Here is a 25,321-nt window from a genome sequence, read left to right on the forward strand (position 1 = left end):
TCTAACCTTCGTCTGAGAAATTGAGTTCGACCGGTTGGCCGGTGGCGATGCTTTGCTGGGCTGCGGCGCCGATGACAACGGAGCGATAGCCATCGCGGGCTGTGATCAGCGGATCGCCGCCGCTCAGCAAGGCCGCGTGAAAATCGCGCAGCTGATAATATGTTGCCCCGTGGTGATCACCCGCAGCCAGTGCATCTGCAGGGGTTTCGACAGTCTCGCGGTGCGGGCCAGACTTGTCGCGTGGAGACCAGGTGACTTGCCCAAGTGGCAACTTCACTTCCATCTTGCCGATGGGGCCAGCGGCGCTGATTTCTTCCTGCTGTTCAGACCCTTCGGCAAACATGCACAGGTCCAGTATGGCGCGCGCGCCGCCCGCGAAATCCACCATGACAAAGGCGTTGTCGATAATGTCCGGCGTTTCGCCGCCATATGTTTCATCAAGGTGATTTACGTCCTGAGCGCCGCTGGCAAAAACGCGCACGGGTTCATCGCGTAGGATGTGCCGCATCAGGTCGAAGAAGTGGCAGCATTTCTCCACCAGAGTGCCGCCGGTATTGCGGTTGAAGCGGTTCCAATCGCCGACCTTCTCCAGGAAGGGAAAGCGATGCTCGCGAATGGCCAGCATTTTGATATCGCCCGCTTCGCCAGCATGAACCCGCTCAATAAAGCGCGTGACCGGCGGCATGTAGCGGTATTCCAGGCCAACCCAGAATAGGCCCTCGTAGTCGCGCGCGGCTTTGGCCAGCGCCTCGGCATCCACTACGCTGGTGCACATTGGCTTTTCGAGCAGCACAGCGCAGCCCGCCTCCATAACTGGCGCAACGACGTCGTAGTGCGTGAAATTGGGCGAAGCGATGATGACGGCATCGGGTCTCGCCTCGCGCAGCATGGCGGCATTGTCATCATAGCAGGTAATGGTCTGGCCAAGCTCGCTTGCGAGAGCGGCGGCGGCGCTGCGCGACCCAGAATCGGGGTCAGCAATAGCGATCAGCTCCGCACCGGAAACCAGCGCTAAGTTTTGCATATGCTCGCGGCCCATCATGCCGCATCCGATGATCGCATATCTGCGTGTGTCGCTCATGGCTGGCTCATGTCTGCGCGGCGGCGGAATGGCAAGCGATCATGCACGGCGAGGCGCAATCGCATAGCCAGCGGGCGCAATTTCCTCGCCGGTCTCAGGCCAGACCATTGGCGCGCTGGAATAGTTGAATGCGAAGATGTGCGAGGCACTGCACCGGGTCCGCAAACTTTCGGGCATAGCAGTGAACGTGACCCCCGCTTCGCTCGCCATGCGCGCGACGAGCTGATCCAGCAAAGCGCGATCGGGCCAGATGGAGACATAGCGGCGACCACCTTGCTTATAGACCACGCCGCAGCCATCAGCGTCGGCAAATTCAGGCTCTAGGTCGCTGGCAATTTCTTCGCGCCAGCGGGTGATATCAAAACCATCGCCCGGTTCGCTCACGCCATCGCGCAGGCTCTCCACGCGGGTGACTTTGAGCGCGAATAGCTCCTGCAATGCGCCGGGTGCCAGATTGTCAGGAATGCAGAAGCTATCGGTTTTACTTCCAGAACGCGGACCGATCAGCACGGGGCATCTGAGTGCTGCCAGCTTCTCTGCAAGGCCATTGGGCACAATCGGCAGGGTCGGGATGACGACCATTTTGTAGTCTGTCAGGTCTGCGGCTGGTGAGACAATATCCACGTCCAATCCCGCACGTCGCAGCGCGGAGTAATGCTCGTACACCAGCTCGAGATAGCGGAAGCTTTCCCCCTGCGGTTGGATGCCGCACACCCATGCTGCCTCGTAAGAGAACACCAGAGAGACAGGCGCTTGCGTGGTCTGTTGCGGGCCAATCTCCGCGATCACGCGCGCGGCCTCTCTCACTTCGTCTGCGGCTGGCGCATCTTCGCTGTCCGGCCTCAGCAGGCCTGCGTGCATTTGCTCCTGCGCAAGTGGGGCCTGCCGCCAGCGGAAATAGCTGGTGAATTCTGCCCCGTGCGCCATCGCCTCCAGCGTCCACAGCGCCACCATTCCGGGCAATGGGGCTGGGTTGAAACGTGCCCAGTTTACCGGGCCGGGTTGCTGCTCCATCACACCCCAGCGCTCGCCTGTGCAGCCGCGATAAAGATCGTGGTGGAAGGCGGCGATATCGGGGTGGCCCTGGTGCAGAAACTCCTGCTTTTCATCTTCGCTGAACCAGAATTGCTCCAGAAACCCGAGTGGGTAGCTGTCCCAAGTGGCGACATCCAAATCCTGGCCGACGTCGTAGTGATCGAACTCGGTGAAGAACCCCATGAAATTGTGCGCAATGTCTCGGCCATGCGATGCGGCGCGCAGAATATCGACTTGCTCACGGTTGAAGCTGGCAACCTCGTCCGACGCAAACCGGCGGTAGTCGAGCCAATGCGCCGGGTTCGCCTCGGTCACGGTGAGGTGCGGGGGATCGACCTCTGCAAAGGTGCGATATTCCATGCTCCAAAACACATTGCCCCATGCGGCATTCAGCGCATCAACATCACCATAGCGCGCGGCGAGCCATTCGCGAAAGCGCTCAGCGGCAGCCTTTGAGAAGCTCAAAACCGTGTCGTGACAGCCATATTCATTGTCGGTTTGCCACATGGTGATCGCCGGATTTGCCCCGTAGCGCTCCGCCATGGCGGCGGTTATCCGGCGGCTTTCGGTGCGGTAACCCAAGTGTGAGAAGCAATAATGCCTCCGCGAGCCATAGCCGCGTGGGCGGCCTTGCTCGTCAATTGCGAGCATATCCGGCATTTGATCGACCAGCCATTTGGGCGGCGTCGCAGTGGGCGTACCAAGGATGATTTTGAGGCCCGCATTGGCAAGCGTCTCAATCGCCCGATCGAGCCAATCCCACTCGAACCTTCCCGGTTCTGGCTCAATCCGGCTCCAGGCAAATTCGCCGATCCGCACCAGGGACAGGCCCATTTCGGCCATGCGGCGCGCATCATCAGCCCACATATCCTCCGGCCAATGTTCGGGATAATAGCAGCAACCCAGCTTCATTTTGCGCGTCCTTTGGCGTTTTCGAAAGCGGGGTTTCGCGCCCGGTGGATCAGAATGCAAGTCCGCGCGTTGTTATGGCAGTATGCTAAGGGTTAACCCTTATGGCTGCGACCTATTTACACATATATAAATATCTTTATATGTTGCTTCTGTGATGAATATCGACACAATCTTCCGTGCGCTTGCCGACCCCACCCGGCTGCGCATTATGCGCTTGCTTTCGGCGATGGAATTGGCCGTTGGCGAGCTTGCGCAAGTGCTGGGGCAGAGCCAGCCGCGTGTTTCGCGCCATGTTGGAATATTGTGCGATGCGGGTCTGGCGGAGCGGCGACGCGAAGGCAGCTGGGTGTTTCTGCGCATGCAGGGCGGGGCGGAGCAAGCCTCTCCTTTAGTGGAAGCTATTGCCCGTTTGCTGGCCATTGCTGAGGCAGAAGATCAGGACTTTGGCCAGTCCTGCGCCGAGGATATGCGCAAGCTGGCCGCGATCCGGACTGCCCGCGAAGAGACCGCGGAGGGTTACTTTGCGCGCCATGCCGGGGAATGGGATGAACTGCGCCGCTTGCACAGCTCAGACAGCGAGGTTGAAAAGGTTCTGGCGCGCGCCCTGGGCGATGCTCCGCTGGGAACGCTGCTAGATATTGGCACGGGAACAGGCCGCATGGCGGAATTGTTCGCGGATAGCGCGGAACGGATTGTCGCGCTCGACAAGAGCCTTGAGATGCTGCGGATCGCGCGGGCTAAACTGCAACATCTACCGACAGAACAGATTGAGCTGGTGCAGGGCGATCTTGGCGATTTGCCTTTTGCTGCGGCGAGCTTTGATACGATTGTGATCCACCAAGTGCTTCATTTCGTACAAGACCCTGCACTTGCACTGCTGGAGGCGGCGCGGGTCACGCGGCCCGGCGGGCGCATCGCAATCGTCGACTTTGCCGCCCACAATCATGAAGAATTACGTGATCGCCATGCGCACGCGCGCCTTGGCTTTTCCGATGCGCAATTGCGCGATCTGCTGTTTGATGCAGGCTTTGAACCCGAAGCGCCGCAAGCACTTGATGGCGAGCCGCTGACTGTGAAAATCTGGCTCGGCGAACGCCGCAGCAACCCTCTCTCAACCCCCGCTAAGGAACGCACAGCGTGAGCCCGACCCTCGATCAAATGCATGAAGCGCGCACGGCGTTGGATACGCCGCTTTTCTCCGGTTTGCCCGGCGACATTGAAATCAGCTTTGAATTCTTTCCACCTAAGTCGGAGAAGATGGCGGAGACCTTGTGGAGCAGTGTCGACACGCTCTCACCGCTGGGGCCGCGCTTCGTGTCGGTTACCTATGGCGCTGGTGGCACCACTCGCGAGCGCACTCATGAGCAGGTTGTGCGGATCAATCAGGAAACCAATATTCCGGCAGCAGCGCACCTGACCTGCGTCAACGCAACTCGCGAAGAGGTGGATGCGGTGGCGCGGCATTATTGGGAAAGCGGCATCCGCCATATCGTTGCTCTACGCGGAGATCCGCCTGAGGGCGCAGGCGGATACACGCCGCATCCCGGTGGATACGCGAATGCCGTGGAGCTGATTTCGGGCCTAAAAAATGTAGCTGATTTCGAGATATCGGTTGCGGCCTACCCTGAGGTTCACCCGGATTCCCCCGATGCGCAGGCCGATATCGACAATTTGAAAGCGAAGTTTGAGGCGGGGGCGACCCGCGCCATCACTCAGTTCTTTTTTGAACCGGAATGCTTCTTCCGATTCCGCGACAAGGCGGCAGCGGCGGGAATCAATGGCGAAATTGTGCCAGGCATCATGCCTGTAATGAGCTTCGCCGCTGTCCAACGCATGTCCGGCATGTGCGGGACGGCGATACCTGGTTGGATGGAAGGCCTGTTCGACGGCTTGGACGAGCGTCCGGCGGCTCGCCAACTGGTCTCCGCAACGATTGCGGCAGAGCTGTGTCGCAAGCTTTACGCAGGCGGCGTGCGCCAATTTCATTTTTACACGCTCAACCGTGCGGAGTTGAGCTATGCGATTTGCCACATGCTCGGCAAACGCCCGGTCGGAGAAGCGGTGTGAACGCGCGGGAAGCCTTGTTGGAGCAAGCTGGCGAGCGGGTGTTGATCTTTGACGGCGCGTTCGGGACGCAAATCCAGGAACGCAAGCTGACCGAAGAGGACTATGCCGGCGATCTGGGCCTGAAGGCCGATCAGAAAGGCAATAATGACATTCTCGCCCTGACCCGGCCTGATGTGATTGAAGACATTACGCGCGCCTATCTTGATTCTGGATCGGACGTGATCTCGACCAACACCTTTTCAGCCAACCGGATTAGTCAGGCGGATTACGCCGCTGAGGCTCAGGTGGCCGCGATCAACATCGCCAGCGGCAAGATCGCCCGAGCGTTGGCCGATGAATATGCGGCGAAAGACGGCCGGCCGCGCTTTGTTACCGGAGCGATTGGACCGACCAATAAAACCTTATCACTGAGCCCCGATGTCGAAGATCCTGGCTTTCGCGAGATTGATTTTGATGAGCTGACCGCAGTCTACAAGGAACAGGCGGCGGCGTTGATGGAGGGTGGATGCGATTTCATCCTGATTGAAACGGTGTTTGACACGCTCAATGCCAAGGCTGGTATTATGGCGGTAAAGCAATTGGAGACAGATCTGGGGCGCGAAGTGCCAGTGATGATCTCTATGACGCTGACCGACCTGTCTGGCCGCAATCTGTCCGGCCATACGGTCGAGGCGTTTTGGTATGCGGTGCGCCACGCCCATCCGATTACCATCGGCCTCAATTGCAGCTTTGGTGCGGATCAACTGCGCCCGCATGTTCAGGTTCTCTCGGGCATCGCCGATACTTTGCTGATGGCTTATCCTAATGCCGGCCTGCCCAATGAGCTGGGGGAATATGACGAAATGCCGGAAACCACGGCGGGACTCGTCAAGCAATGGGCCGAGAACGGTCAGGCGAATATTCTGGGCGGTTGCTGTGGGTCTTCGCCTGCGCATATTCAGGCGATTGCCGACGCGGTTGTGGGCCTTGCCCCGCGCAATGTGCCTGCGCCAGAAACGGCCATGCGGCTTGCGGGCCTCGAACCCTTCACGGTGGCGGCCTGATGGACCAGCAAAATTCGACAGCGCGCTTCATCAATGTGGGTGAGCGTACGAATGTCACCGGCAGCGCTCGGTTCAAGAAGCTCATCATGGCGGATGATTACACCGCCGCCGTCGAGGTCGCGCGCCAGCAGGTGGAAAACGGCGCTCAGGTGATCGACGTCAATATGGACGAGGGGCTGCTTGATGCGGTCCACGCCATGACGACGTTCCTCAAATTGATCGCGGCAGAGCCTGATATTGCCCGCGTTCCAGTGATGATCGACAGCTCCAAATGGGAGGTGATTGAGGCTGGTCTGAAATGCGTTTCCGGCAAGCCGATTGTGAACTCAATCTCGATGAAAGAAGGCGAAGAGCCGTTCCTGGAGCAAGCGCGTAAATGCATGGCCTATGGCGCGGCTGTTGTGGTGATGGCGTTTGACGAGACAGGCCAAGCAGACACCAAGGCACGCAAGGTTGAGATTTGCAGCCGCGCTAATGAACTGCTTACTGGCATCGGTTTCCCGCCGGAAGATATCATCTTTGATCCGAACGTTTTTGCGGTTGCCACCGGCATCGAAGAACATGACCGCTATGGCCTCGACTTCATTGAGGCTGTGCGCGAGATTAAGGCTGCGTGCCCGCATGTGAAGACCAGTGGTGGGCTGTCCAACCTGTCCTTCAGCTTTCGCGGGAACGAGACGGTGCGCCGGGCGATGCACTCGGTCTTTCTCTATCACGCGATCCCCGCTGGGCTCGACATGGCGATCGTTAATGCCGGGCAGTTGGATGTTTATGACACGATTGACCCCGTGCTGCGCGATGCGTGCGAAGATGTGATCCTGATGCGCCCGGTAGAGGGAGAAGACAGCGCGACGGAGCGGCTGATCAACCTCGCCGAAAGCTTCAAAGGCAAATCAAAGGAAGACGATAAGCAGGCGGCGGAATGGCGCGGTTGGGAAGTTCGCAAGCGGCTGGAGCATGCGCTGGTCAAAGGGATCGATGCGCATATCGTCGATGATACTGAGGAAATGCGCAGCGCCACTGCCGACGCTGGTGGCCGCCCAATCGAAGTGATCGAAGGCCCGCTGATGGACGGCATGAATGTCGTTGGTGATCTGTTTGGCAGTGGCAAAATGTTCCTGCCGCAAGTGGTGAAATCCGCGCGCGTTATGAAGAAGGCGGTTGCGCATCTCATCCCGTTTATCGAGGCAGAGAAGGATCTGCTGCCGGAGGCTGAGCGTAAGGCCAAAGGCAAGATCATCATGGCGACCGTGAAGGGTGACGTGCATGATATTGGCAAAAATATCGTCGGCGTTGTGCTGCAATGCAATGGCTATGAGGTGATCGACCTTGGCGTGATGGTGCCCTGGCCCAAGATTCTGGAAATCGCGAACGACAACAATGTCGATATGATCGGCCTGTCCGGCCTGATCACTCCCTCGCTTGATGAGATGGTGACCGTGGCGGAAGAAATGCAGCGCGCGGAGATGACGATGCCGCTGCTGATCGGCGGGGCAACCACCAGCAAGGTTCACACCGCGCTGAAGATCGACCCAGCCTACGAAGGCCCGGTGATCCATGTGCTGGATGCCAGCCGCGCGGTTGGCGTGGCGTCGAAACTACTGTCAGACACTCAGCGCGATGGCTTCGTTGGCGAAACGGCGGGCGACTACACCAAAGTTCGCGAGGCGAGGGCAGGCAAGACGCCGAGCGTGCTGCTGAGCCTAGAAGACGCGCGGGCCAATTATTACGACGCTTACCTCAGCGATAAACCTGCGCCGCCGCTCAATCCCGGTGTGCATGCTTTTGACGATTGGGATTTGGCGGATCTGCGGCAATATATTGATTGGACACCGTTCTTCCGCGCGTGGGAGCTGCACGGCAATTATCCCGCGATCCTGACGGATGACGTGGTGGGCGAAACCGCCAGCCAACTGTTCGATGACGCCAATGCGATGCTCGACCAGATCATTGCGGAGAAATGGCTGACGGCGCGCGGTGTTGCGGGCTTTTGGCCGTGTGCACGCGACGGCGATGATGTGACGATCCACCGGGTTCGGCGCGAAGAGCATGTCACGCTGCCTTTCCTACGCCAACAGGTGAAGAAATCGCGCGATCGGGCGAATATGTGCCTTGCCGACTTTATCGATCCCGATGGCGATTGGATCGGCGGCTTTGCGGTCGGCATTCACGGGATTGAGCCGCATTCGGTCCGTTTCCAAGCGGACAAGGATGACTATTCCGATATTCTGCTGAAAGCGTTGGCTGACCGGTTTGCCGAGGCCTTTGCCGAGCGTCTGCACCTGCACACACGCACCGATCTGTGGGGCTATGCACCCGGTGAGCAGCTGACCAATGAAGCACTGATCAAAGAGCAATATCGCGGCATTCGCCCGGCTCCTGGCTATCCCGCGTGTCCAGATCACTCGCTTAAGCCGATTCTGTTTGAACTGCTCGAAGCGGAAAAGAACGTTGGCCTGACGCTGACTGAGAGCTTCGCGATGTATCCAACGGCGGCGGTCTCAGGCTTCTATTTTGGGCACCCGGAATCGCAATATTTCGGCGTGGCGCGGGTTGGGCGCGATCAATTGGAGGATTATGCCAAGCGGCGCGGGGTCGATTTGGCAACGGCGGAACGCTGGCTGCGTCCAAATCTGGATTAGGCCAATCTCGATTGATTTTGGGCGGCACAGCGGCAATGCTCTGGCGATGTATGCTCGATTGCTTGCCCCGCTGCTCCTTGTTTTGCCGATGACATCGGCCTGCGCGACCATACCAGACATCGACGCCGGTCCGCCGCCTGCCACAGTGGTGGTGGCGTTTGACCGAGAGACTATCACGCCGCTGATTGTCGAAGGTGTACGCAATCGGGAGCGGGGCGAGGCGGTCGAGGCCAACGATCCGGTGCGCATTGCGAGCATTTCAAAGCTCATCATGGCGCTGGCAACCTTGCGGCTGGTCGATGAGGGCAAGGTCGATCTGGATGCCGATGTGTCGAATTATCTCGGGTGGAAGGTGCGCAATCCCAAATTTCCCGATGCCAAGGTAACGCTAGCGCAATTGCTGTCTCACCGATCCGGGCTGCGCGATAATGCGGGCTACGTCATTCCGCTCGGCGAAAGCCTGCAGGCGAAACTTGGCGAGCCGCAGGCGTGGTATGCGGATAGCCCGCCCGGAGAGGCTCCGTTTGAATATGCAAACCTTGGATCGCCTGTTGTGGCGACCGTGCTCGAGGCGGCAGCGGGCGAGCGATATGACCGCATTGTGGAACGCACGGTTTTTGCGCCGCTGGGGATCAAGGCCTGTCTAAACTGGATCGGTTGCGATGAAGATATGACCTCCCGTGCCGTCACGCTTTACCGCGACACGGGCGAGGTGGCCCGCGATGACACTAGTGACCTGCCGCCCAATTGCACTGTACCGGTGGCGGAAGGCACTGCATGCGACCTTGAGAGCTATGTGCCGGGCACCAATGCGTCGATCTTCTCACCCCAAGGTGGCGTGCGGATCGGCATGATAGATCTGGCAAAGATCGGGCAGGAATTGACCAAACGCCATACCGACAGTTTCCTGTCATTTGACTCACTTGGCATGTTTATTTTTTCGATGATGCATAAACCTGAGCCAGGACAGGAGTTCTTTTGTGTTTACGGACTTGGCGTTCAAATGATTGAGGCCCCCAAGAAACGTGTTCCGATGGGCTCTTCGATGACGGTTTGTCGCGCATTGGCCATGCTGGTGAAGCCTATGGTCTTCGTTCAGGGCTGTGGCTCGACGCAGTCGGTGGCACGGGCTTCGCTTACTTCACCACGGCTGTTCCTCCGCGCCAAGGGGCCGAGGACGAGGGCGGGTTCTCGCAGCGCGAAATCGACCTGATGAAGCGCGCTCAGGCGCTGCTGGCGGAGCAAAACTCCAACTGACCGCACGATTGTTTCGCGTTTTCCCGGATAATGCTTGGCGGAGATTGACGCACCCCTTCGCATGCGCAACATGGCGCATGCCCGTCAGAAGTGATTCTGACATCTTTCGCGGGAGAGATTTGGCCGACTTGCTTGCAAAAGCATTCGGGCAAGGCGCCGAAGGAGCAACCGCCCCGGAAACTCTCAGGCAAACGGACCGCGCTGGAATGGGCACTCTGGAAAGCGCTCTTGCGAGCATTCGCAAGGCCACCGAAGGGGAAGGCTCGCTGCGCCGCAAGGCGCGGCCGAGCTAAGCTCTCAGGTTTCCCGACAGAGGGGGCAGGATGAAACGGCGCTTCAATAGTGGAGCGTCGCACGCCTGTGCGGGGACTGATATTGAGCGACGATCACACCACTGATGATATGGAAGATGGCGCACCGCCGATTGCTCAGCTGCCGCTGGACGCCTGGCACCGGGCACGCGGCGCGCGCATGGTCCCGTTCGCAGGTTATGAAATGCCGATCCAATATACGGGCGAGGGCGGCGGCATTGTTGCCGAGCACGAATGGACGCGGACCAGCGCCGGTTTGTTCGACGTGAGCCACATGGGGCAGGTTTTGTTGTCGGGCGAAGGGCTCGACGAGGCCGTCGAAGCAATCCTGCCGATCGATCTTTCAACACTGAAACTGGGGCGCCAGCGCTATTCTCTGTTGCTCGATGAAAATGGCGGCGTGCTCGATGATCTGATGGTCTCACGCTGGCCCGGTAATCTGAATTTGGTGGTCAATGGCGCGACCAAATGGGATGACATTGGCCATCTGCGCGAACACCTGCCTGACGCAATTACGCTTCACCACATGGACGAGCATGCACTGCTCGCGTTGCAAGGGCCGAAGGCTGTCGATGCGCTCGCACGCCATGCGACGGGCGAATATTCCTTGGCCGATCTGACCTTTATGCGCTTTGGCCGGTTCGAGATCGCAGGACATGTGGTGACGATCGCGCGTGCGGGCTACACTGGCGAGGACGGGTTTGAAATCTCCATCCCGGCAGAGGCGGCGGAAGAGATCGCGACCCTGCTGTGCGCGGAGCCAGAGGTTCGCCCGATTGGCCTCGGCGCGCGCGATAGCCTCCGTTTGGAAGCTGGCCTGCCGCTTTACGGCCATGATCTATCGCCCGATATCAGCCCGATCGAAGCGGGGCTGATTTTCGGAATTAACAAGCGCCGCCGCAGCGAAGGCGGCTTTCTGGGAGCAGAGCGCGTCCAGAGCGAGATTGCGAATGGCCCCGCGAAAACGCGTGTCGGCCTCAAAGTCGATGGTCGCATGCCCGCGCGCGAAGGGGCCAAGGTTTTTGCCGGAGACCAAGAGATCGGTGTTGTCACCAGCGGCGGGTTTTCACCCACGCTCGGGGCTCCGATTGCTATGGCCTATGTCGATCCCGCCCATGCGGGCGAAGGCCAAACACTAGAGATTGAGGTGCGGTCCAAGCGCCTCTCCGCCACCGTTTCACCCATGCCATTTGTACCCCATAATTATTACCGAGGGAGCTGATCAAAATGCCGCGTTATTTCACCGATGAACATGAATGGATTGATGTCGAAGGCGAAACCGCCACGGTTGGCATCACCGATTATGCGCAGGAACAATTGGGCGATATCGTGTTCGTCGAACTGCCCGATGTCGGCGCGACGGTCGACAAGGGCGGCGAGGCTGCTGTGGTCGAAAGCGTTAAGGCGGCAAGCGATGTCTACGCGCCGATCACGGGCGAAGTGACCGAGACCAATTCCGCGCTCGAAGATGAGCCCGCGCTGGTCAACACCTCGCCCGAGGAAGAGGGATGGTTTTTCCGCCTGACAATCAGCGACACTGGCGAGCTGGACGGCTTGATGGATGACAAAGCGTACAAGGCGTTTGTCGATAATCTGTGATGCGAAGCGCGCTCACGATCTCTTGCTTTGCGCTATTGTTGGGGAGCTGCGCTTTGTCGGCTCCCGACGATGCATACACGGTGGCTGAGGTCCTCGCTGACATTTCAGCAGAGGACAGCAAGCTAGATGGCAAGGTCGTGGAGGTGACGGGCTGGCTAGGTGAGTGTGGCGGGACCAATTGCGCAATATTCAGCACTTTGGATGATGCAAAAAGGGTCGCTGCTTATCGAGAGCTTCCAGACGAAGAATGGATGCCAGCCTTTCGCCGTGCGCTTGGGATCGGCGGGAATGACGATTTCGATAGTCGAGCGATCTTCATGCAGTTCAATGAAGTTGTCGTTCGGGGAGAAATCAACGCAACTTGGAAAGCGCCTCCTGACGACAGCGGCATGCAATTCGGATGCTTGGATCGATGCGACGACATCAAGCCCCATTCTATCACACTGATTCTTTAGCGAGATTATAGATGCGTTACCTGCCTCTTACCGACACTGATCGCGCCGATATGCTGGCGAAAATTGGTGCCAATTCGATCGATGATCTGTTCGTCGATGTGCCCGCCGTGGCTCAGCTTGATGGCCCGATCCGCGAGCTGCCGATGCATGCCTCCGAAATGGCGGTTGAACGGCATATGAAAGCGCGCGCGAATAAGAATTTGGCCGCTGGTGATGCGCCATTCTTCCTTGGCGCAGGGGCGTATCGCCACCATGTTCCCGCCAGCGTCGATACGGTGATCCAGCGCGGCGAGTTCCTGACCGCGTACACCCCGTATCAGCCTGAGATCGCTCAGGGCACGCTGCAAATGCTGTTCGAATTTCAGAGCCAGGTCGCGCGGCTCTATGGCTGCGTGGTTGCCAATGCCTCGATGTATGATGGCTCTACCGCATGCTGGGAAGCGGTGGCCATGGCTGGGCGCGTCACGCGCCGCCACCGCGCGGTGCTATCAGGCGCGCTGCACCCGCATTACAGCCAAGTCGTTAAGACCATGGCGCAGTTTACCGGCGACACCATCGCTGATGCGATGCCCGCCATTCAAACCGAGCCAGACAATGCTGGCCTGATCAGCCGGATCGATGACGACACCGCCTGTGTGGTGGTGCAATATCCCGATATTCTTGGCCGCATTCCGGACCTCACCGAACTGGCCGACGCTGCCCATGCAAAGGGCGCTTTGCTGGTGGTAGTGAACACAGAGCCGGTGGCGCTGGGCGCGATCAAATCGCCGGGCGAAATGGGTGCGGACATCGTTGTGGGTGAGGGCCAATCGATTGGCGTTGGCTTGCAATTTGGCGGGCCTTACCTTGGCCTGTTCGCGGTGCGCGATCCGAAGCATGTGCGGCAAATGCCGGGGCGGCTGTGCGGTGAGACCACGGATGCAGAGGGCAAGCGTGGTTTCGTACTGACGCTTTCCACGCGGGAGCAGCATATTCGCCGCGAAAAGGCGACGTCCAATATCTGCACTAATTCCGGCCTGTGCGCTCTGGCGTTCAATGTCCACATGACCTTGCTCGGCGAAAAGGGGCTGCGCGAACTGGCGGCGGAGAACCACCGATTGGCCTGCATCGCAGCAGACCGGTTGGAGAAAATTCCCGGTGTGAGCTTGCTCAACAGCGCCTTCTTCAACGAATTCACTCTGCAACTCGGCGGCAAGCCAGCGCGCGACGTTGTGCGCAGTCTGGCCGATCGCGGCGTTCTGGGCGGCGTCTCGCTCGACCGGCTCTATCCCGGTGTTGCGGGGCTGGAGGATGCTCTGCTGGTCGCGGTGACCGAGACGGCGACAGAGGAAGACATCGAAACACTGGCGAGCGAGCTGGAAGGAGTGCTGTCATGAACGCGCCCAACAAATCTGGCTGGAAGCCTGAGATGCAAGTCAGCGAAGACGGTCTCCACAATGGCCCTTCGACCACAACTGGCAACCGCGCTTTGATGCTGGAAGAACCGCTGATCTTTGAGATCGGCCATGCGGAAACAACCGGCGTTGACCTGCCAGAGATTGACCCCAGTGCGCCAAACCGCCTGGGCGGTTTTGACCGCATGGATCCGATTGGTCTCGTCGGTCTGACAGAGCCAGAAACGGTGCGTCATTACACCCGCCTAAGCCGCCAAAATTATGGTATTGATCTGGGCTTCTTCCCACTCGGCAGTTGCACGATGAAGCACAATCCGCGCCTTAATGAGAAGGTCGCGCGGCTTTCCGGCTTTGCTGATATTCATCCGCTGCAACCGGTGCAAACGGTGCAGGGTGCGCTGGAGGTGATGAATGAGCTGGCGCATTGGCTGCTGACCTTAACTGGAATGCACAGTGTTGCGATGAGTCCCAAGGCGGGCGCGCATGGTGAATTGTGCGGTATCCTGTGCATACGTGCCGCACTCGAAGCGCGCGGTGATGCGCGTGAAGTCGTGCTGGTTCCGGAAAGCGCCCACGGCACCAATCCAGCAACGGCTGCTTTTGCCAACTACCGGGTAGAGAATATTCCCGCGACGCCTGCGGGCCGGGTTGATCTAGAGGCTCTGAAAGCCCGGTTGGGCCCGGACGTTGCAGCGGTGATGATCACCAACCCGAACACATGCGGCCTGTTTGAACCCGATCTGCGCGAGATCAGCGATGCGGTCCATGCCGCTGGTGGTTTCGTCTATTGCGACGGTGCAAATTTCAACGCGATCGTTGGCCGAGTGCGCCCTGGCGACCTTGGCGTCGATGCGATGCACATCAATCTGCATAAAACATTTTCGACCCCGCATGGTGGCGGCGGTCCCGGTTCTGGCCCGGTCGTCCTGTCCGAAGCGCTCGCGCCTTTCATGCCGCTACCCTACACGGCGCGCACCGCAGACGGCGTGGTGCATCTGGTTGAAGAAGAGCAGGCGGACGATTTCGCCCGCGAACACTTTGGTGGCGAGCTATCCAGCTTTGGCCGGATGACCGCGTTTCACGGCCAGATGGGCATGTTCACCCGCGCGCTGACCTATATGCTCAGCCACGGAGCCGACGGACTGAAGCAAGTCGCCGAGGACGCGGTGCTCAATGCCAATTATGTGCTGCGCAGTCTGGAAGATATCCTCCACGCTCCGTTCGCAGACAGCGGGCCTTGCATGCACGAGGCGCTGTTTGGCGATAAGGATTTCGGCGGCGGCCTCTCAACGCTCGATCTAGCGAAAGCGCTGATCGATGAGGGCTATCATCCGATGACGGTGTATTTCCCGTTGGTGGTGCACGGCGCGATGCTGGTCGAGCCGACCGAGACCGAGAGCAAGGCGAGCATTGATCAGTTCATCACCGCATTCCGCAGCGTGGCCGAGCGCGCGCTGGCTGGCGATGAGAGCATGAAACAGGCACCGTATTATGCACCGCGCCGCAGGCTGGACGAGACGCAGGCTGCGCGCAAACCGAAACTGGCATGGCAGGACCCAGAACTGTCAGCTTAGACTATTGCGCCTAGAGGGCGGGGCGTTCGGGCTTTTTGAGCTCCGCCTCGCCACCGGGTGCAACGGCGATTTTAATCTCGCGCAGGTTCAGCACCACCACGAAAAAGCCCAGCACGGCGAGAGAGCTTGATCCGAGCATGGCAAAGGCAGCGCCTTTCGCGCCGTCCCACTCGATCGCTGTGCCGAGCAGGAGCAGCGCGAGGATGGTCGGCACTGCCCGCACGAAAAATGCGGTGTGCGCCTTACCAGCGGAAACCAGCAGCGATTCCAGGCTGGCCCCGACCAGCTCCACCGCGCCTGCGATAGAGAGTATCACCATCGCCCAATAAAAACCGGAGAAGTCATCCTCTGCGATGGTTGCCAGGCCCCAACGGCCAAACAGCAGCGCCATTCCTACCGCCAGCCCGCCGGCGACAACCGCTATATTGGCCATGCGCCGCGCGATCTCGACCGCGTTTTCCTTGTCATGAACCAGCTCTGGCAGGATCGCTTTCGATATGGTTTGCGCCAATGTCACCAGCGCCTGACCCAGCTGAGCCGCGACCCGGAAGCCGCCAGCCAGCGCTGCTCCGCCAAACGTGCCAACCAACAGGATGATCACTTGTTTGCCTGCAATCGTCAGGCTGCCTGACATGTTGGTCGACCAGACAAAGCGCCAAACATCGCGGTGCTTTTTGGGGAGCTTGGTCAGGCTGACCTGCGACAGGTCAATCGGTTCCTTGCGCGTTGCAACGATCCAGAGCGTCACCGCCACGGCGACCTCTGCCGCGGCCCAGGCCATGATAAAGCCAGCGACATTGGGCATGAACATCCAGGCGAGAACGGCGCCCGCCGCGCGGATCGCGGGTTGGACCGCTTCAGCCCCGGTCGCCGTGGCAAATTTAAACCTCAGTCGCAGCAGGCCTGTCGGCGTCGTGCGGATCGATAGTAGCGAGACGATGCAATAGCCGAAGGTCAGCCATAATAGTTCGCTGGGCAGAGGTAGCCACATCTGCGCCGTCCATACGACAAAGGCTGCGATTACCGCGCCCATCACAACCGACAGCAGATCAAGCGCGATGGCAAAACCGGTCGCCTCTCCGGGGCCATCGCCGTTTGCGCCCCAGCGGATAATGAATTGCCAGGTCTGAAAATTGGCGAGGCCGGTGACCGTCTGGCCCAAAGCGACAATGATGGCGAAATGGCCAAAGCTCTCAATCCCCAGCGTGTGCGTCGCAAGGTAAAGATACAGCAGGCTCATCGCAGCGTTGAAGCCGCGCCCTCCGAGGAGCCAACCGATGTTTTTGAAGAGGCGCTTCATGGCGGCGTGTCCGTATGTTTAGCCGCGTTTGCCTTCGGTTTTTGCCAGTAGCCGTTCGGTCACTTCAAAGGTCCGTTCATTATCGACGTCGATGGCATATTGCCCCTTAGACAGCACAATCGGCACCATCTTCAATCCGAACCGGTTGGAAATTTGCGCGAACAATTTCTCTTTAGATCCCCAGCCCATGCGGAATCGGATCAGGTTCATAAAACCGAAGGCCTTGATGATGCGGCGCGGGAATTTCACAAATTGCCCACCTTCGCGCATGATCTCGGCGGCTTTTAAAGCGTCCGCACTGCCCATCCAATACATGTTGCAATTGGAATAGCCGCCGTCCTGGAATTGATAGAACTTTGATTGCCCTTCCGGATCGGCGGCTTGTACGTCTTCTTTGCGCGCGAGACCTGCGGCGGCGCCAGCCTCTTCAGCCAAAGCTTTGTCGATGAATTCGGCGTAGCCTTCCGGGGTGACCAGGCAATTGTCAGCGGTGGTGATGAGCATGGGAAACTCCACGCCCTCCGCACCTGAAAACACGCTGTCGACGATGTTGAATTTACCCTCAGCAAAGCTCAGGCGGCCTTCTTCGAGCAGCTTTGCCACGACGGGCTGAGCCGCAATCTCGTCTGGCTCATGCGCTACAATGCGAATTGTACCGACACGGTCACAGGCCGCGACCTGTTCGACCACGCGTGCGACCATGGGGGTGCCATTGACCGGGACGACGCATTTCTGCGCCACACCAGCGCGTTGAGCCAAGGGGTCAAGCACGCCAGAGCGTTTGCCGGCCATGATGAGAGCTGTTGCTTTGATTGATCCGTCCATGCACGCGCCTTTAGCGCTTATCGTGGGAGTGCGCAAAGTGGAGTGCGACGAGTGTTGTGCAACAATGGTTTGCACGCCATGGGTCAGCGCATGCGGATTATCTTCTCTCGCAAAGGGTTTGACAGCGCGGCGGGCGGCGGACCGTCTCCAATAGTGGACGGCCAGCCGATCAGCCTGCCGATCCCAGCCGGCGTGGCCAGCAGCACGCGCTATGGCGATTTGGGATTGGGGGATTTGGTTTCAGCCGCGAGCAAGGGTAAGCTGGGCGCAGGCGATTTGTGCCACCATGATCCGATGTTTCGGGGGATGGTACATGCTGGTTCGGTCAATGCGGCGCAGCGCAAACCCATCTGGAGCGGCAAGGCGTGGGCCTGGGCGATGTGTTTGTGTTCTTCGGGTTGTTTCGCGATGAGCACGCAGACGGCACACGCGGCGATCCACACCACCGCATCTTTGGATATTTGCGCGCTGAAGAGATGGTGGCGCTCACCCAGGATGTCCCAAGCGAACTTGTCAAAGAGGGGCATCCTCATGCGCTCGCGCTGCACGGTTCGAACGATGTGATCTGGCGCGGGGAAGGCCGCACCGCAAACAATACGAGTGATATGCTGCGGCTGACGATCCCCGGCGCCTCGCCCAGCGTGTGGCGCAGGCCCGACTGGCTGAAACGCGGCGGGCTATCCTATCACGACCGGCCATCTCGCTGGGCCAAGCGCGGTCAATTGCAAAGCGTTGCGCGCGGTCAGGAATTCGTCGCCGATATTGGACGCAGGCAGGCTCCGCGCGATTGGCTGGAGCGGATTATTGCTGAGATAAATAGGTCTTGATGATGGCGGAAAAATCCTTGCCGCCATTGCCCGCCCCGTCGAAATCTTCGTAAAGCGCGGCCGCCCGCGATCCCATGGGAACGGCGCTGTCCGAAGTGTCCGCCGCATCCATCGCCAGACGCAGATCCTTCAGCATCAATGCCGTTGCAAAGCCGCCTTCGTAATCATTGTCAGATGGGCTTTGCGGGCCGACGCCGGGGACCGGGCAATAGCTGGTCATCGACCAGTTCTGGCCGGATGAAACCGACGAAATATCGTAGAAGGTTTGCGGGTCCAGACCGAGCTTTTCAGCCATCGCAAAGGCTTCGCATGTGCCCGCCATATGCACCGCGAGCAGCATGTTATTGCAGATTTTCGCCGCCTGACCATTACCGGCGTCGCCCGCGTGGATCACGGCTTTGCCCATCGCGGAAAGGATCGGCTCTGCGCGGTCAAACGCGGCCTTAGTGCCGCCGACCATAAAGGTGAGCGTGCCGCCATTCGCCGCCGCAATCCCGCCGGAGACTGGCGCATCGACCATGTCATAGCCCGCGGCCGTGGCGAGCCCAATCACGTCGCGAGCGGTGGCGACATCGATGGTTGAGCAATCGAGGAAGACGGCGCCAGCGGGCGCTTTGCCGATGACATCTGCGGTAAAAACCGATTTCACGATCGCGCCATTGGGCAGCATGGAGACAACCGCCTCAGCATCGGCGCAGGCTTCAGACGCGCTGGTAAAGGTCGCGCAGCCTGCGTCCTTTGCAGCGTCCAAAGCGGCTTCGCTGAGATCAAAGGCCCGCACATCATGGCCCGCCTTAACGAGGTTGGCGGCCATCCCGCCGCCCATATTGCCAAGGCCGATAAATGCAATTTTCATGTGTTTTTCCTCTCCGATGGCGCGTGGCTGGATTCAATCCAGACCTACCGCCCCTTCCACACGCCTTCACGCTTCTCAATGAAGGCGGCCATACCCTCGGCCTTGTCTTCGCTTGCGGTGAGGATTTGGAAGATCCGGCGCTCCATGATCAGGCCCTGATCGAGCGTCATTTCAAACGCAGCGTTGACCATTTCCTTGTTAGCGATCGCGGCCATTGGCGGCATGCTTGCGATTGTACTCGCAGACTTCAGCGCGTCGGCCAGCAGGTCAGCCTGCGGCACGACCCGCACGATCAGGTTCGCACGCTCGGCCTCTTCCGCGCTCATCATTCGGCCGGTCAGGCACATTTCCATCGATTTCGATTTGCCGATGGCGCGGGTGAGACGCTGTGATCCGCCCATCCCGGGTGCCACGCCCAGCTTGATTTCGGGTTGCCCGAATTTCGCATTGTCCGATGCGATGATGAAGTCGGCCATCATCGCAAGCTCGCATCCGCCACCCAGCGCAAAGCCGTTTACCGCCGCAATCCAGGGTTTGCGGGTTTTCTTCACGATCTCGCTGGTCCAGGGTGAAAAGAAATCGTCGAGATAGAAATCGGCCGCCGCCTTGTCCGACATTTCTTTGATGTCCGCGCCGGCGGCAAAGGCCTTCTCGCCAGAACCGGTCAATACCGCGCACAGTTGGCTGTCATCAGCCTGACAGGCAGCAAATGCCTCAATCAATTCTGCCAGTACAACCGAATTGAGAGCGTTCAGCGCTTTGGGCCGGTTGAGCGTCATCAGTGTGACGCCGGTGTTGCCTTGCGCATTGGCTTCAACGGTTATGGTTTCATAGCTCATAGGGGTTTCCATTCCTCGTTTTCGGGGAGGGGAGCAAAGATGCTCTCGATCAATTCGTCAGACACGCCCTCTGGCGTCGCCGGGTCCCATTTGGGATCGTTGGTCTTGTCGGTGATGACCGCGCGAACGCCCTCGGCAAAATCGGGCCGGGTCAGCACGCGCGATGCGATGCGATATTCCATGCGCATATTGTCCGCAAAATCGGTGAGGCCTGCGCTGTCCGCCAATTGCCGCAGCGCCACTTTGCAGGTCTGCGGGCTCTTGGTGCCCAAAGTATCACGCTCTTTCGCGGCCCAATCCGCGCCGCCATTCTCATCGGTCTCGATCTCAGCCTCCAAGCTGGCGAGGATCTCTTCATAGCTGTCGCTGGCGAAATGCTTGGCAATGCGCAGGGCGTTCTTCTCAATCCGCGCATCAGGCGGCGTGCCCACGGGTTCAGACAAAATACCAGCGATCCGGCCGGGCCGCTCAATAATGCGCGCCTTTAGGTCATCGAGCATGTCGCTCGGCACGTAATGGGTCGCAAGGCCGGTCCATGCGCATTCTGCGCCATCTAGCCGCGCGCCGGTCAGCGCGAGAAACTGGCCGATCCGCCCGCCCAGGCGCGAAAGATACCATCCGCCGCCGACATCGGGGAACAATCCGATCCCGGTTTCTGGCATGGCAAAGCGGGTGTTTTCGGTCGCTACGCGGAATTTCGCAGGCTGAGAAATGCCAACCCCGCCGCCCATAGTGATCCCATCCATGAAGGCCACAATCGGCTTTTCATAGGTGAACATCTGATGGTTGAGCTGGTATTCGTCGTGAAAGAACTTGCGGCCCGATACGCCGCCATCATTCAGCGCTGAGTCCCGCAAGAACGCGATATCGCCACCTGCGCAAAACCCGCGTGTGCCCTCGATGTGGTCGAGGATGACCGCTTCGACCGTGTCGTCATTGGCCCACTCCGTAAGAGCAGCGCTGATCGCATGGCACATCTCCAGTGTCAGCGCGTGCAGCGCCTTGGGCCGGTTCAGCGAGATATGGCCAACAGCGCCAGTTTTGCGGGTGAGGACGTCTTGAGTCATTAGGAACTTTCTAAACGCAGGTTTGGGGTTACTGGCGCAGCAGATCGCGGCCCACGATCATGCGCATTACCTGATTGGTGCCTTCCAGGATTGAGTGCACGCGCAGATCGCGCCAGAACCGTTCAATCGGGTAATCCCTGAGATAGCCGTATCCGCCGAACAATTGCAGTGCATCGTTCACGACCTTGCTGCCGTTGTCGGTTGCAAGCCGTTTTGCCATAGCCGAGAAGCGTGACTTGTCCGGCGCATTGTCTGTCACCTTGGCTGCTGCGAGATAGAGCAGCGCGCGGGCGCTCTCGAGGTCGGTTGCCATATCGGCCAGCATGAACTGCGTATTCTGGAAGTCAGCAATCGGCGTGTCGAATTGCTTGCGATCCTTGGTGTAGGCGATTGCCTCATCGAGACAGCGCTGCGCCCCGCCAAGCGAACAGGCTCCAATATTCAGCCTCCCACCATCTAGCCCCATCATCGCAAAACGGAACCCTTCGCCTTCACCGCCGACACGGTTCGCGACCGGAATGCGTGCATCTTCGAAGACCACCTGCGCCGTGGGTGAAGCGTTCCAACCGAGCTTCTTCTCAGGCGCGCCGAACGAAACGCCTGGTGTGTCCTTGTCGATCACCAGGCATGTGATGCCCTTGGTCTTATGCTCGCCCGTGCGCACCATGGTGACATAAATATCGTTGACCCCGCCGCCGGAAATGAACTGCTTCGTGCCGTTGAGCACGTAGTGATCACCGTCCAGCACGGCATTGGTTTTCAGACCTGCAGCGTCCGATCCGCTGCCCGGCTCTGTCAGGCAATAGCTGGCGATCTTATCCATCGTGACGAGGTCAGGGAGATAGCGTTCCTTGATCTCCGCCCCGCCAAACTGGTCAATCATCCAAGCGGCCATATTGTGGATCGAGATGAATGCGCTGGTGGTGGGGCAACCGTAAGACATCGCCTCCATAATCAACGCTGCTTCAAGTCGGCCAAGCCCGATGCCGCCGCTTTCTTCTGAGACATAGATCGCGCCAAAGCCCAACTCTGCGGTGCTTTTGATCACGTCTTTGGGGAAATGGTGTTTCTCGTCCCATTCGCCGGCAAACGGCGTGATGTTATCGGCGGTGAAACGCTGCGCCATTTCTTGGATCGCGAGTTGATCCTCTGTGAGCTGAAATTGTCCTGTCATGGATGATCTCCTACCCCGCTTAAGGGCGCGAGAAAAGGCGTGATCGGCTGCGAATTTTGCCGGGGCCATGCAATTTTTGTAACTATTTGCTCGCATGCGCGTAACTATTGGTATGACCCAGACAAAGCCCAAGCTGTTGATCGTGTACAATGCCGATGGCGGCATCCTCAACGCGCTGGTCCACGCGGTGCACAAAACCGTCTTTCCCGCGACCTATCCGTGCTCCCTATGCGCGGTCACATACGGCACAGTGTCGATGCGCAAGGTGTGGCGGCAGTTCCTCGATGGCTTGGATATGGAGAAGGTGTTTCATCACCGCGATGATTTCGCCGCTGATTATCCCGGGCATGAATTTGTGCTGCCTGCGATCTTGATCCGTGAGGGTGATGGACAGCCGGAGCTGCTGCTTGGCCCAGAGCAATTGGATCAAATGACCGATGTGGCAGAGCTGATCGCAGCGCTGGAGCTGGCCTTGTCTCAACGCCAGAAGTCTGCCGCTGCTTAGGCGCTTGCCGAACCTTTGACAGAAGGCATTTAGCCAATCGATCTAGGGCTGAACCATAGTGCAGGAATCTGCATTCGAGGCCGCTTTCGCTTCTTCAAACAGAGCCTGGGTCGGTGCCAGTCTTCGGATCAGAACTACGCCGCGCAGAGTTGGGCTGACAATATCGGCCGCGTCCTCGCCGGGCGCCGCCATGCTTGATATCATTCTGACTTTTTGGGCGCTGCCCGCTGTCCGAATGGTTGCAAAATTGTTTGTGTGGGCGTCGAAGAACGAGAGGGACTGATACTCCGGCCATTCACCGATCGTTACGTCGAGCCATGCCGAGCTTTCCCCATTAGTGCTGAGGTCATAGCGACATAGCGAATAGAACAGATCGGGTGAGCTCCTGACCACGGCCTGGCTTTGCGGAGTAATGCGCTGCGGGGTTGTGAAGGCGTGTTCGGCAATACCGCGATTCTTGAGCGTGGCCAGAGTGCGGTCCATAATGACGCCTGGCGCATAATGCAGCGCCGCCCAATGCGTGGCGAGTGCTGTTACGATCAGCATTGCCATCGGGCCAAGCCAGCGGTTCATGCTTCATCCTCACAGGAAAGCCGCTCGACGGACGGCGGCTCAAGCGCGCTCTGCGGGTCGGCTAGCAAGGCTTCGTCAGGCATGTACAGCCTCAGTGTAAGGTCGAAGTTGCCTGCACCGCGGCTCGAAATCCAAAGGCGGTTTTCCTGCGGTTTTCGCGGTGCGATAACGGCTGTCATCACTGCGCCAACAGCCTCTTCATTGGCCTCCGCGACGACGTTCTGATCTGCATTGATGGACAGCGCCTCATCCTCATTCATTGGCAATTTGCTGTCAGCATCATACAAAGTGACCGACCACCATTCAGCAGGCATTTCGGCCACTTTTAGGCGATAGGTGCACTCTTCACGCAGGCGTTCGCCTGAACTGTCAGTCGTGCGAGTGAAATAGACGGCTTCACTCTTTGCAAGTGCCAACAGGCCATGGCGAGCGACCCTTGCGCGGGTGTAGGGATCGGCGGCGTTCGACCCTATGGCGAAATCTGCCCGCCAACCGCGAACCTCAATATCTCCGAAATCGAGCGGTTTCATCCCTGGCCAAAGCCCGGCCATGTAAAGCATGCTGCCAATGCCAATCGCAGCGCCTAGGATCAGTGCCAGGCCATAGCGTAGTGCTGTGCCGATCACGCTAGGATCGCCTCGGCCTCAATCTCGACCTTCCATTCTTCCCGGCACAGCCAGGCTACGCCGGCCATCGTTGCTGCAGGAGGGGTCTCGCCGAAAAAGCGGGCATGCACCTCGCCAACGGCGCTCTGATCGGTGGGATCGGTCAGCAGCATTCGGGTGCGCACAACGTCGCGCGCACTGCCGCCCAAATCCTCAATCGCTTTCACGATCAGAGTAAGACAGCGCTCAGCTTGTTCAGCGGCCCCGCCCGGCGTTGTTTCACCATTCTCCTCAATCGGGCCAGTGCCAGCGACAACGATACGATTGCCGGTCCGCACCGCGCGGCAAAAGCCGAACTGCGCCTCAAAAGGCGAACCGGATGAGGTGCGTTGACGTGTCATTGCGCAGGCTCCTTTTTCAGCTCTGTTTCGCCTAGTACTTCGCGATTGAACCTCTCGCCGAGCTTGGTCGTATCATTGCCAGGATACCAGCGCTGCGATCCGATCCCCTTGTGCCATGCGGCGAGTTCCACCAGGGTCCCCTGCGCCGACGGGACGTCGGGGGCAGCGAGATAGGCCGGATTGGCGAAGGCTTCATCGGCGGTAATAATTGTCCAGCCATTCGCCTTTAGCGCGCCGACCAAATCGCCAATGAACATCGCTGAAAGGTCGGTCTCATGCAGCAGCATATTGTGGGCAATCGGGCGGCCATAGGTCTCGCGGGCAAGCCGGTCATAAAACTCGGCGGCCTCGACGTGGCTCTCAATGAATATGCGCCCGGCAGCGTCCAAATCGAAGAGTTCGCCGCTGCGCTTGGCACGGTTCAATTCGTTGTCGGTAAACCAGTCTGAGGCGTCTACGGTTGGGCTGGCGTTGAGCAGTCCGCGCGATTTTAGCGCCGCACGAATGGCGTCGCGCTTGGCCACATCTTCGCGGCCCTCGTCGAGATAGGGGTAGCGGAACCAGGCGCGGTAACCGCGCCGGTCTTTGAGCCAAGCGCCGGCGCGGTCGATCTCCGCGATGTATTCTGAGGTTTCGGTTTGCGAGAGGCGCGGGTGATCCGCGGTATGATTGGCGATGACGTGCCCGGCGGCAACATAGGCGGCGATACGCTTTTCCGCGCCGGGACGTTCAGCGATTTTTGCCGGATTGAGGAAGAATGCTGCCTGAGTGACACCCGCCTCGTTCAATTGCTTGATCAAACGCTCCGTACGTTCATCGTCGTCAAAGAATGCGCCCGGATGACGCGGCGTATCATCGAATGTCAGCGCGATGCGCTTGTCGCCATCCACCTGCGCTGCGGGTGCTTCCTGCACCGCGTTTGGGCCGATGCAATTGACGAGCAATATGCCCAACAGAGCCAGAAGGCCCGTCTTCATGA

At 59.2% G+C, this 25,321-nt stretch carries 23 protein-coding genes, 1 pseudogene and 2 riboswitches; of the genes and pseudogenes, 11 read left to right on the forward strand and 13 right to left on the reverse strand.

Features of this window, described 5'->3' with window-relative positions; all coding sequences use genetic code 11:
* Position 1: 1 nt before the first annotated feature.
* Both AC0V6O_RS03030 and AC0V6O_RS03035 read right to left on the reverse strand, forming a co-directional pair.
* On the reverse strand, positions 2-1,081 hold the full coding sequence (locus tag AC0V6O_RS03030) for a Gfo/Idh/MocA family protein (RefSeq protein WP_486141444.1): 1,080 nt from the start codon (positions 1,079-1,081) through the stop codon (positions 2-4).
* A gap of 39 nt (positions 1,082-1,120) precedes the next feature.
* The gene (locus AC0V6O_RS03035; protein ID WP_486141445.1) at positions 1,121-3,028 is read right to left on the reverse strand and encodes a beta-galactosidase; all 1,908 of its coding nucleotides are present in this window, start codon (positions 3,026-3,028) and stop codon (positions 1,121-1,123) included.
* Positions 3,029-3,182: 154 nt separating this feature from the next.
* Here AC0V6O_RS03035 and AC0V6O_RS03040 point away from each other — a divergent pair, with 154 nt between their 5' ends.
* From AC0V6O_RS03040 to gcvH, 7 genes are all read left to right on the forward strand, one after another.
* Positions 3,183-4,169, forward strand: a complete 987-nt coding sequence (locus AC0V6O_RS03040; protein ID WP_486141446.1) for an ArsR/SmtB family transcription factor — start codon at positions 3,183-3,185, stop codon at positions 4,167-4,169.
* A 17-nt stretch (positions 4,170-4,186) separates the two neighbouring features.
* On the forward strand, positions 4,187-5,095 hold the full coding sequence (gene metF, locus AC0V6O_RS03045; protein ID WP_486145478.1) for a methylenetetrahydrofolate reductase: 909 nt from the start codon (positions 4,187-4,189) through the stop codon (positions 5,093-5,095).
* Positions 5,092-6,138 (forward strand): homocysteine S-methyltransferase family protein, encoded by a 1,047-nt coding sequence (locus AC0V6O_RS03050; protein WP_486141447.1) that lies wholly within the window; start codon positions 5,092-5,094, stop codon positions 6,136-6,138. Before metF ends, AC0V6O_RS03050 begins: the two co-directional genes overlap by 4 nt.
* Complete coding sequence (metH, locus tag AC0V6O_RS03055; protein WP_486141448.1) at positions 6,138-8,780, forward strand: methionine synthase; 2,643 nt, start codon at positions 6,138-6,140, stop codon at positions 8,778-8,780. The genes AC0V6O_RS03050 and metH overlap by 1 nt, the downstream gene beginning before the upstream one ends.
* An 88-nt stretch (positions 8,781-8,868) precedes the next feature.
* The gene (locus tag AC0V6O_RS03060) at positions 8,869-9,993 is read left to right on the forward strand and encodes a serine hydrolase domain-containing protein (protein ID WP_486141449.1); all 1,125 of its coding nucleotides are present in this window, start codon (positions 8,869-8,871) and stop codon (positions 9,991-9,993) included.
* A 143-nt stretch (positions 9,994-10,136) separates the two neighbouring features.
* Positions 10,137-10,246, forward strand: a riboswitch (glycine riboswitch).
* Positions 10,247-10,248: 2 nt separating this feature from the next.
* Positions 10,249-10,354: riboswitch (glycine riboswitch) on the forward strand.
* A 58-nt stretch (positions 10,355-10,412) separates the two neighbouring features.
* Positions 10,413-11,570: a glycine cleavage system aminomethyltransferase GcvT gene (gcvT, locus tag AC0V6O_RS03065; RefSeq protein ID WP_486141450.1), complete on the forward strand. Its 1,158-nt coding sequence runs from the start codon at positions 10,413-10,415 to the stop codon at positions 11,568-11,570.
* A gap of 5 nt (positions 11,571-11,575) precedes the next feature.
* On the forward strand, positions 11,576-11,947 hold the full coding sequence (gcvH, locus tag AC0V6O_RS03070) for a glycine cleavage system protein GcvH (protein WP_486141451.1): 372 nt from the start codon (positions 11,576-11,578) through the stop codon (positions 11,945-11,947).
* Positions 11,948-12,102: 155 nt separating this feature from the next.
* Here gcvH and AC0V6O_RS03075 read toward each other — a convergent pair whose 3' ends face one another.
* Positions 12,103-12,381: a hypothetical protein gene (locus AC0V6O_RS03075; RefSeq protein ID WP_486141452.1), complete on the reverse strand. Its 279-nt coding sequence runs from the start codon at positions 12,379-12,381 to the stop codon at positions 12,103-12,105.
* A 32-nt stretch (positions 12,382-12,413) separates the two neighbouring features.
* On the opposite strand from AC0V6O_RS03075, the gene gcvPA reads away from it, so the two are divergent.
* Positions 12,414-13,778: an aminomethyl-transferring glycine dehydrogenase subunit GcvPA gene (gene gcvPA, locus AC0V6O_RS03080; protein ID WP_486141453.1), complete on the forward strand. Its 1,365-nt coding sequence runs from the start codon at positions 12,414-12,416 to the stop codon at positions 13,776-13,778.
* Entirely contained in the window at positions 13,775-15,370 is a 1,596-nt protein-coding gene (gene gcvPB / locus AC0V6O_RS03085) for an aminomethyl-transferring glycine dehydrogenase subunit GcvPB (RefSeq protein ID WP_486141454.1), read from the forward strand. Before gcvPA ends, gcvPB begins: the two co-directional genes overlap by 4 nt.
* A gap of 10 nt (positions 15,371-15,380) precedes the next feature.
* Here the strand turns inward: gcvPB and AC0V6O_RS03090 are convergent, their stop codons facing one another.
* Together AC0V6O_RS03090 and AC0V6O_RS03095 are read right to left on the reverse strand one after the other, a co-directional pair.
* Positions 15,381-16,670, reverse strand: a complete 1,290-nt coding sequence (locus AC0V6O_RS03090; RefSeq protein ID WP_486141455.1) for a lipopolysaccharide biosynthesis protein — start codon at positions 16,668-16,670, stop codon at positions 15,381-15,383.
* A gap of 18 nt (positions 16,671-16,688) precedes the next feature.
* Positions 16,689-17,495: an NTP transferase domain-containing protein gene (locus AC0V6O_RS03095; RefSeq protein ID WP_486141456.1), complete on the reverse strand. Its 807-nt coding sequence runs from the start codon at positions 17,493-17,495 to the stop codon at positions 16,689-16,691.
* A gap of 90 nt (positions 17,496-17,585) precedes the next feature.
* Here AC0V6O_RS03095 and AC0V6O_RS03100 point away from each other — a divergent pair.
* Positions 17,586-18,322: pseudogene (locus AC0V6O_RS03100) on the forward strand (Nmad3 family putative nucleotide modification protein).
* Here AC0V6O_RS03100 and mmsB read toward each other — a convergent pair.
* The 4 genes from mmsB to AC0V6O_RS03120 are packed head-to-tail and all read right to left on the reverse strand — an operon-like array spanning position 18,297 to position 22,258.
* Positions 18,297-19,178 carry a 3-hydroxyisobutyrate dehydrogenase gene (gene mmsB, locus AC0V6O_RS03105; RefSeq protein ID WP_486141457.1) on the reverse strand — a complete coding sequence of 294 codons (882 nt, stop codon included), beginning with the start codon at positions 19,176-19,178 and terminating at the stop codon, positions 18,297-18,299. The pseudogene AC0V6O_RS03100 and the gene mmsB sit on opposite strands and share 26 nt — an antisense overlap.
* Before the next feature lie 44 nt (positions 19,179-19,222).
* Positions 19,223-20,017: an enoyl-CoA hydratase-related protein gene (locus AC0V6O_RS03110; RefSeq protein ID WP_486141458.1), complete on the reverse strand. Its 795-nt coding sequence runs from the start codon at positions 20,015-20,017 to the stop codon at positions 19,223-19,225.
* Complete coding sequence (locus AC0V6O_RS03115; protein ID WP_486141459.1) at positions 20,014-21,084, reverse strand: enoyl-CoA hydratase/isomerase family protein; 1,071 nt, start codon at positions 21,082-21,084, stop codon at positions 20,014-20,016. Before AC0V6O_RS03115 ends, AC0V6O_RS03110 begins: the two co-directional genes overlap by 4 nt.
* Positions 21,085-21,112: 28 nt before the next feature.
* Positions 21,113-22,258, reverse strand: a complete 1,146-nt coding sequence (locus tag AC0V6O_RS03120; RefSeq protein ID WP_486141460.1) for an acyl-CoA dehydrogenase family protein — start codon at positions 22,256-22,258, stop codon at positions 21,113-21,115.
* A gap of 112 nt (positions 22,259-22,370) precedes the next feature.
* On the opposite strand from AC0V6O_RS03120, the gene AC0V6O_RS03125 reads away from it, so the two are divergent.
* Complete coding sequence (locus AC0V6O_RS03125; protein ID WP_472640659.1) at positions 22,371-22,763, forward strand: hypothetical protein; 393 nt, start codon at positions 22,371-22,373, stop codon at positions 22,761-22,763.
* A 42-nt stretch (positions 22,764-22,805) separates the two neighbouring features.
* Here AC0V6O_RS03125 and AC0V6O_RS03130 read toward each other — a convergent pair whose 3' ends face one another.
* Genes AC0V6O_RS03130 through AC0V6O_RS03145 form a run of 4 tightly spaced genes read right to left on the reverse strand, consistent with a single transcriptional unit; the run spans position 22,806 to position 25,319 of the window.
* Positions 22,806-23,336 (reverse strand): DUF1254 domain-containing protein, encoded by a 531-nt coding sequence (locus tag AC0V6O_RS03130; RefSeq protein WP_486141461.1) that lies wholly within the window; start codon positions 23,334-23,336, stop codon positions 22,806-22,808.
* A complete protein-coding gene (locus tag AC0V6O_RS03135; protein ID WP_486141462.1) occupies positions 23,333-23,962 on the reverse strand; it encodes a DUF1214 domain-containing protein in 630 nt (209 codons plus the stop codon). Before AC0V6O_RS03135 ends, AC0V6O_RS03130 begins: the two co-directional genes overlap by 4 nt.
* Entirely contained in the window at positions 23,959-24,342 is a 384-nt protein-coding gene (locus tag AC0V6O_RS03140; protein ID WP_486141463.1) for a RidA family protein, read from the reverse strand. Before AC0V6O_RS03140 ends, AC0V6O_RS03135 begins: the two co-directional genes overlap by 4 nt.
* Positions 24,339-25,319, reverse strand: coding sequence for a polysaccharide deacetylase family protein (locus tag AC0V6O_RS03145; RefSeq protein WP_486141464.1), 981 nt, complete (start codon positions 25,317-25,319; stop codon positions 24,339-24,341). The genes AC0V6O_RS03140 and AC0V6O_RS03145 overlap by 4 nt, the downstream gene beginning before the upstream one ends.
* Positions 25,320-25,321 lie beyond the last annotated feature (2 nt).

It is taken from the genome of Erythrobacter sp. JB2-19 (assembly GCF_057365005.1).

Bases quoted from the DNA above. Each gene is read 5' to 3' on its own strand.
- AC0V6O_RS03095 (WP_486141456.1), bottom strand. From the start codon at position 17,495: ATGGACGGATCAATCAAAGCAACAGCTCTCATCATGGCCGGCAAACGC.
- gcvPB (WP_486141454.1), top strand. From the start codon at position 13,775: ATGAACGCGCCCAACAAATCTGGCTGGAAGCCTGAGATGCAAGTCAGC.
- AC0V6O_RS03060 (WP_486141449.1), top strand. From the start codon at position 8,869: ATGACATCGGCCTGCGCGACCATACCAGACATCGACGCCGGTCCGCCG.
- AC0V6O_RS03145 (WP_486141464.1), bottom strand. From the start codon at position 25,319: ATGAAGACGGGCCTTCTGGCTCTGTTGGGCATATTGCTCGTCAATTGC.
- metH (WP_486141448.1), top strand. From the start codon at position 6,138: ATGGACCAGCAAAATTCGACAGCGCGCTTCATCAATGTGGGTGAGCGT.
- AC0V6O_RS03040 (WP_486141446.1), top strand. From the start codon at position 3,183: ATGAATATCGACACAATCTTCCGTGCGCTTGCCGACCCCACCCGGCTG.
- AC0V6O_RS03120 (WP_486141460.1), bottom strand. From the start codon at position 22,258: ATGACAGGACAATTTCAGCTCACAGAGGATCAACTCGCGATCCAAGAA.
- AC0V6O_RS03130 (WP_486141461.1), bottom strand. From the start codon at position 23,336: ATGAACCGCTGGCTTGGCCCGATGGCAATGCTGATCGTAACAGCACTC.
- AC0V6O_RS03125 (WP_472640659.1), top strand. From the start codon at position 22,371: ATGACCCAGACAAAGCCCAAGCTGTTGATCGTGTACAATGCCGATGGC.
- AC0V6O_RS03035 (WP_486141445.1), bottom strand. From the start codon at position 3,028: ATGAAGCTGGGTTGCTGCTATTATCCCGAACATTGGCCGGAGGATATG.
- AC0V6O_RS03140 (WP_486141463.1), bottom strand. From the start codon at position 24,342: ATGACACGTCAACGCACCTCATCCGGTTCGCCTTTTGAGGCGCAGTTC.
- mmsB (WP_486141457.1), bottom strand. From the start codon at position 19,178: ATGAAAATTGCATTTATCGGCCTTGGCAATATGGGCGGCGGGATGGCC.
- AC0V6O_RS03110 (WP_486141458.1), bottom strand. From the start codon at position 20,017: ATGAGCTATGAAACCATAACCGTTGAAGCCAATGCGCAAGGCAACACC.
- metF (WP_486145478.1), top strand. From the start codon at position 4,187: ATGCATGAAGCGCGCACGGCGTTGGATACGCCGCTTTTCTCCGGTTTG.
- gcvH (WP_486141451.1), top strand. From the start codon at position 11,576: ATGCCGCGTTATTTCACCGATGAACATGAATGGATTGATGTCGAAGGC.
- gcvPA (WP_486141453.1), top strand. From the start codon at position 12,414: ATGCGTTACCTGCCTCTTACCGACACTGATCGCGCCGATATGCTGGCG.
- AC0V6O_RS03030 (WP_486141444.1), bottom strand. From the start codon at position 1,081: ATGAGCGACACACGCAGATATGCGATCATCGGATGCGGCATGATGGGC.
- AC0V6O_RS03075 (WP_486141452.1), bottom strand. From the start codon at position 12,381: ATGGGGCTTGATGTCGTCGCATCGATCCAAGCATCCGAATTGCATGCC.
- AC0V6O_RS03115 (WP_486141459.1), bottom strand. From the start codon at position 21,084: ATGACTCAAGACGTCCTCACCCGCAAAACTGGCGCTGTTGGCCATATC.
- AC0V6O_RS03090 (WP_486141455.1), bottom strand. From the start codon at position 16,670: ATGAAGCGCCTCTTCAAAAACATCGGTTGGCTCCTCGGAGGGCGCGGC.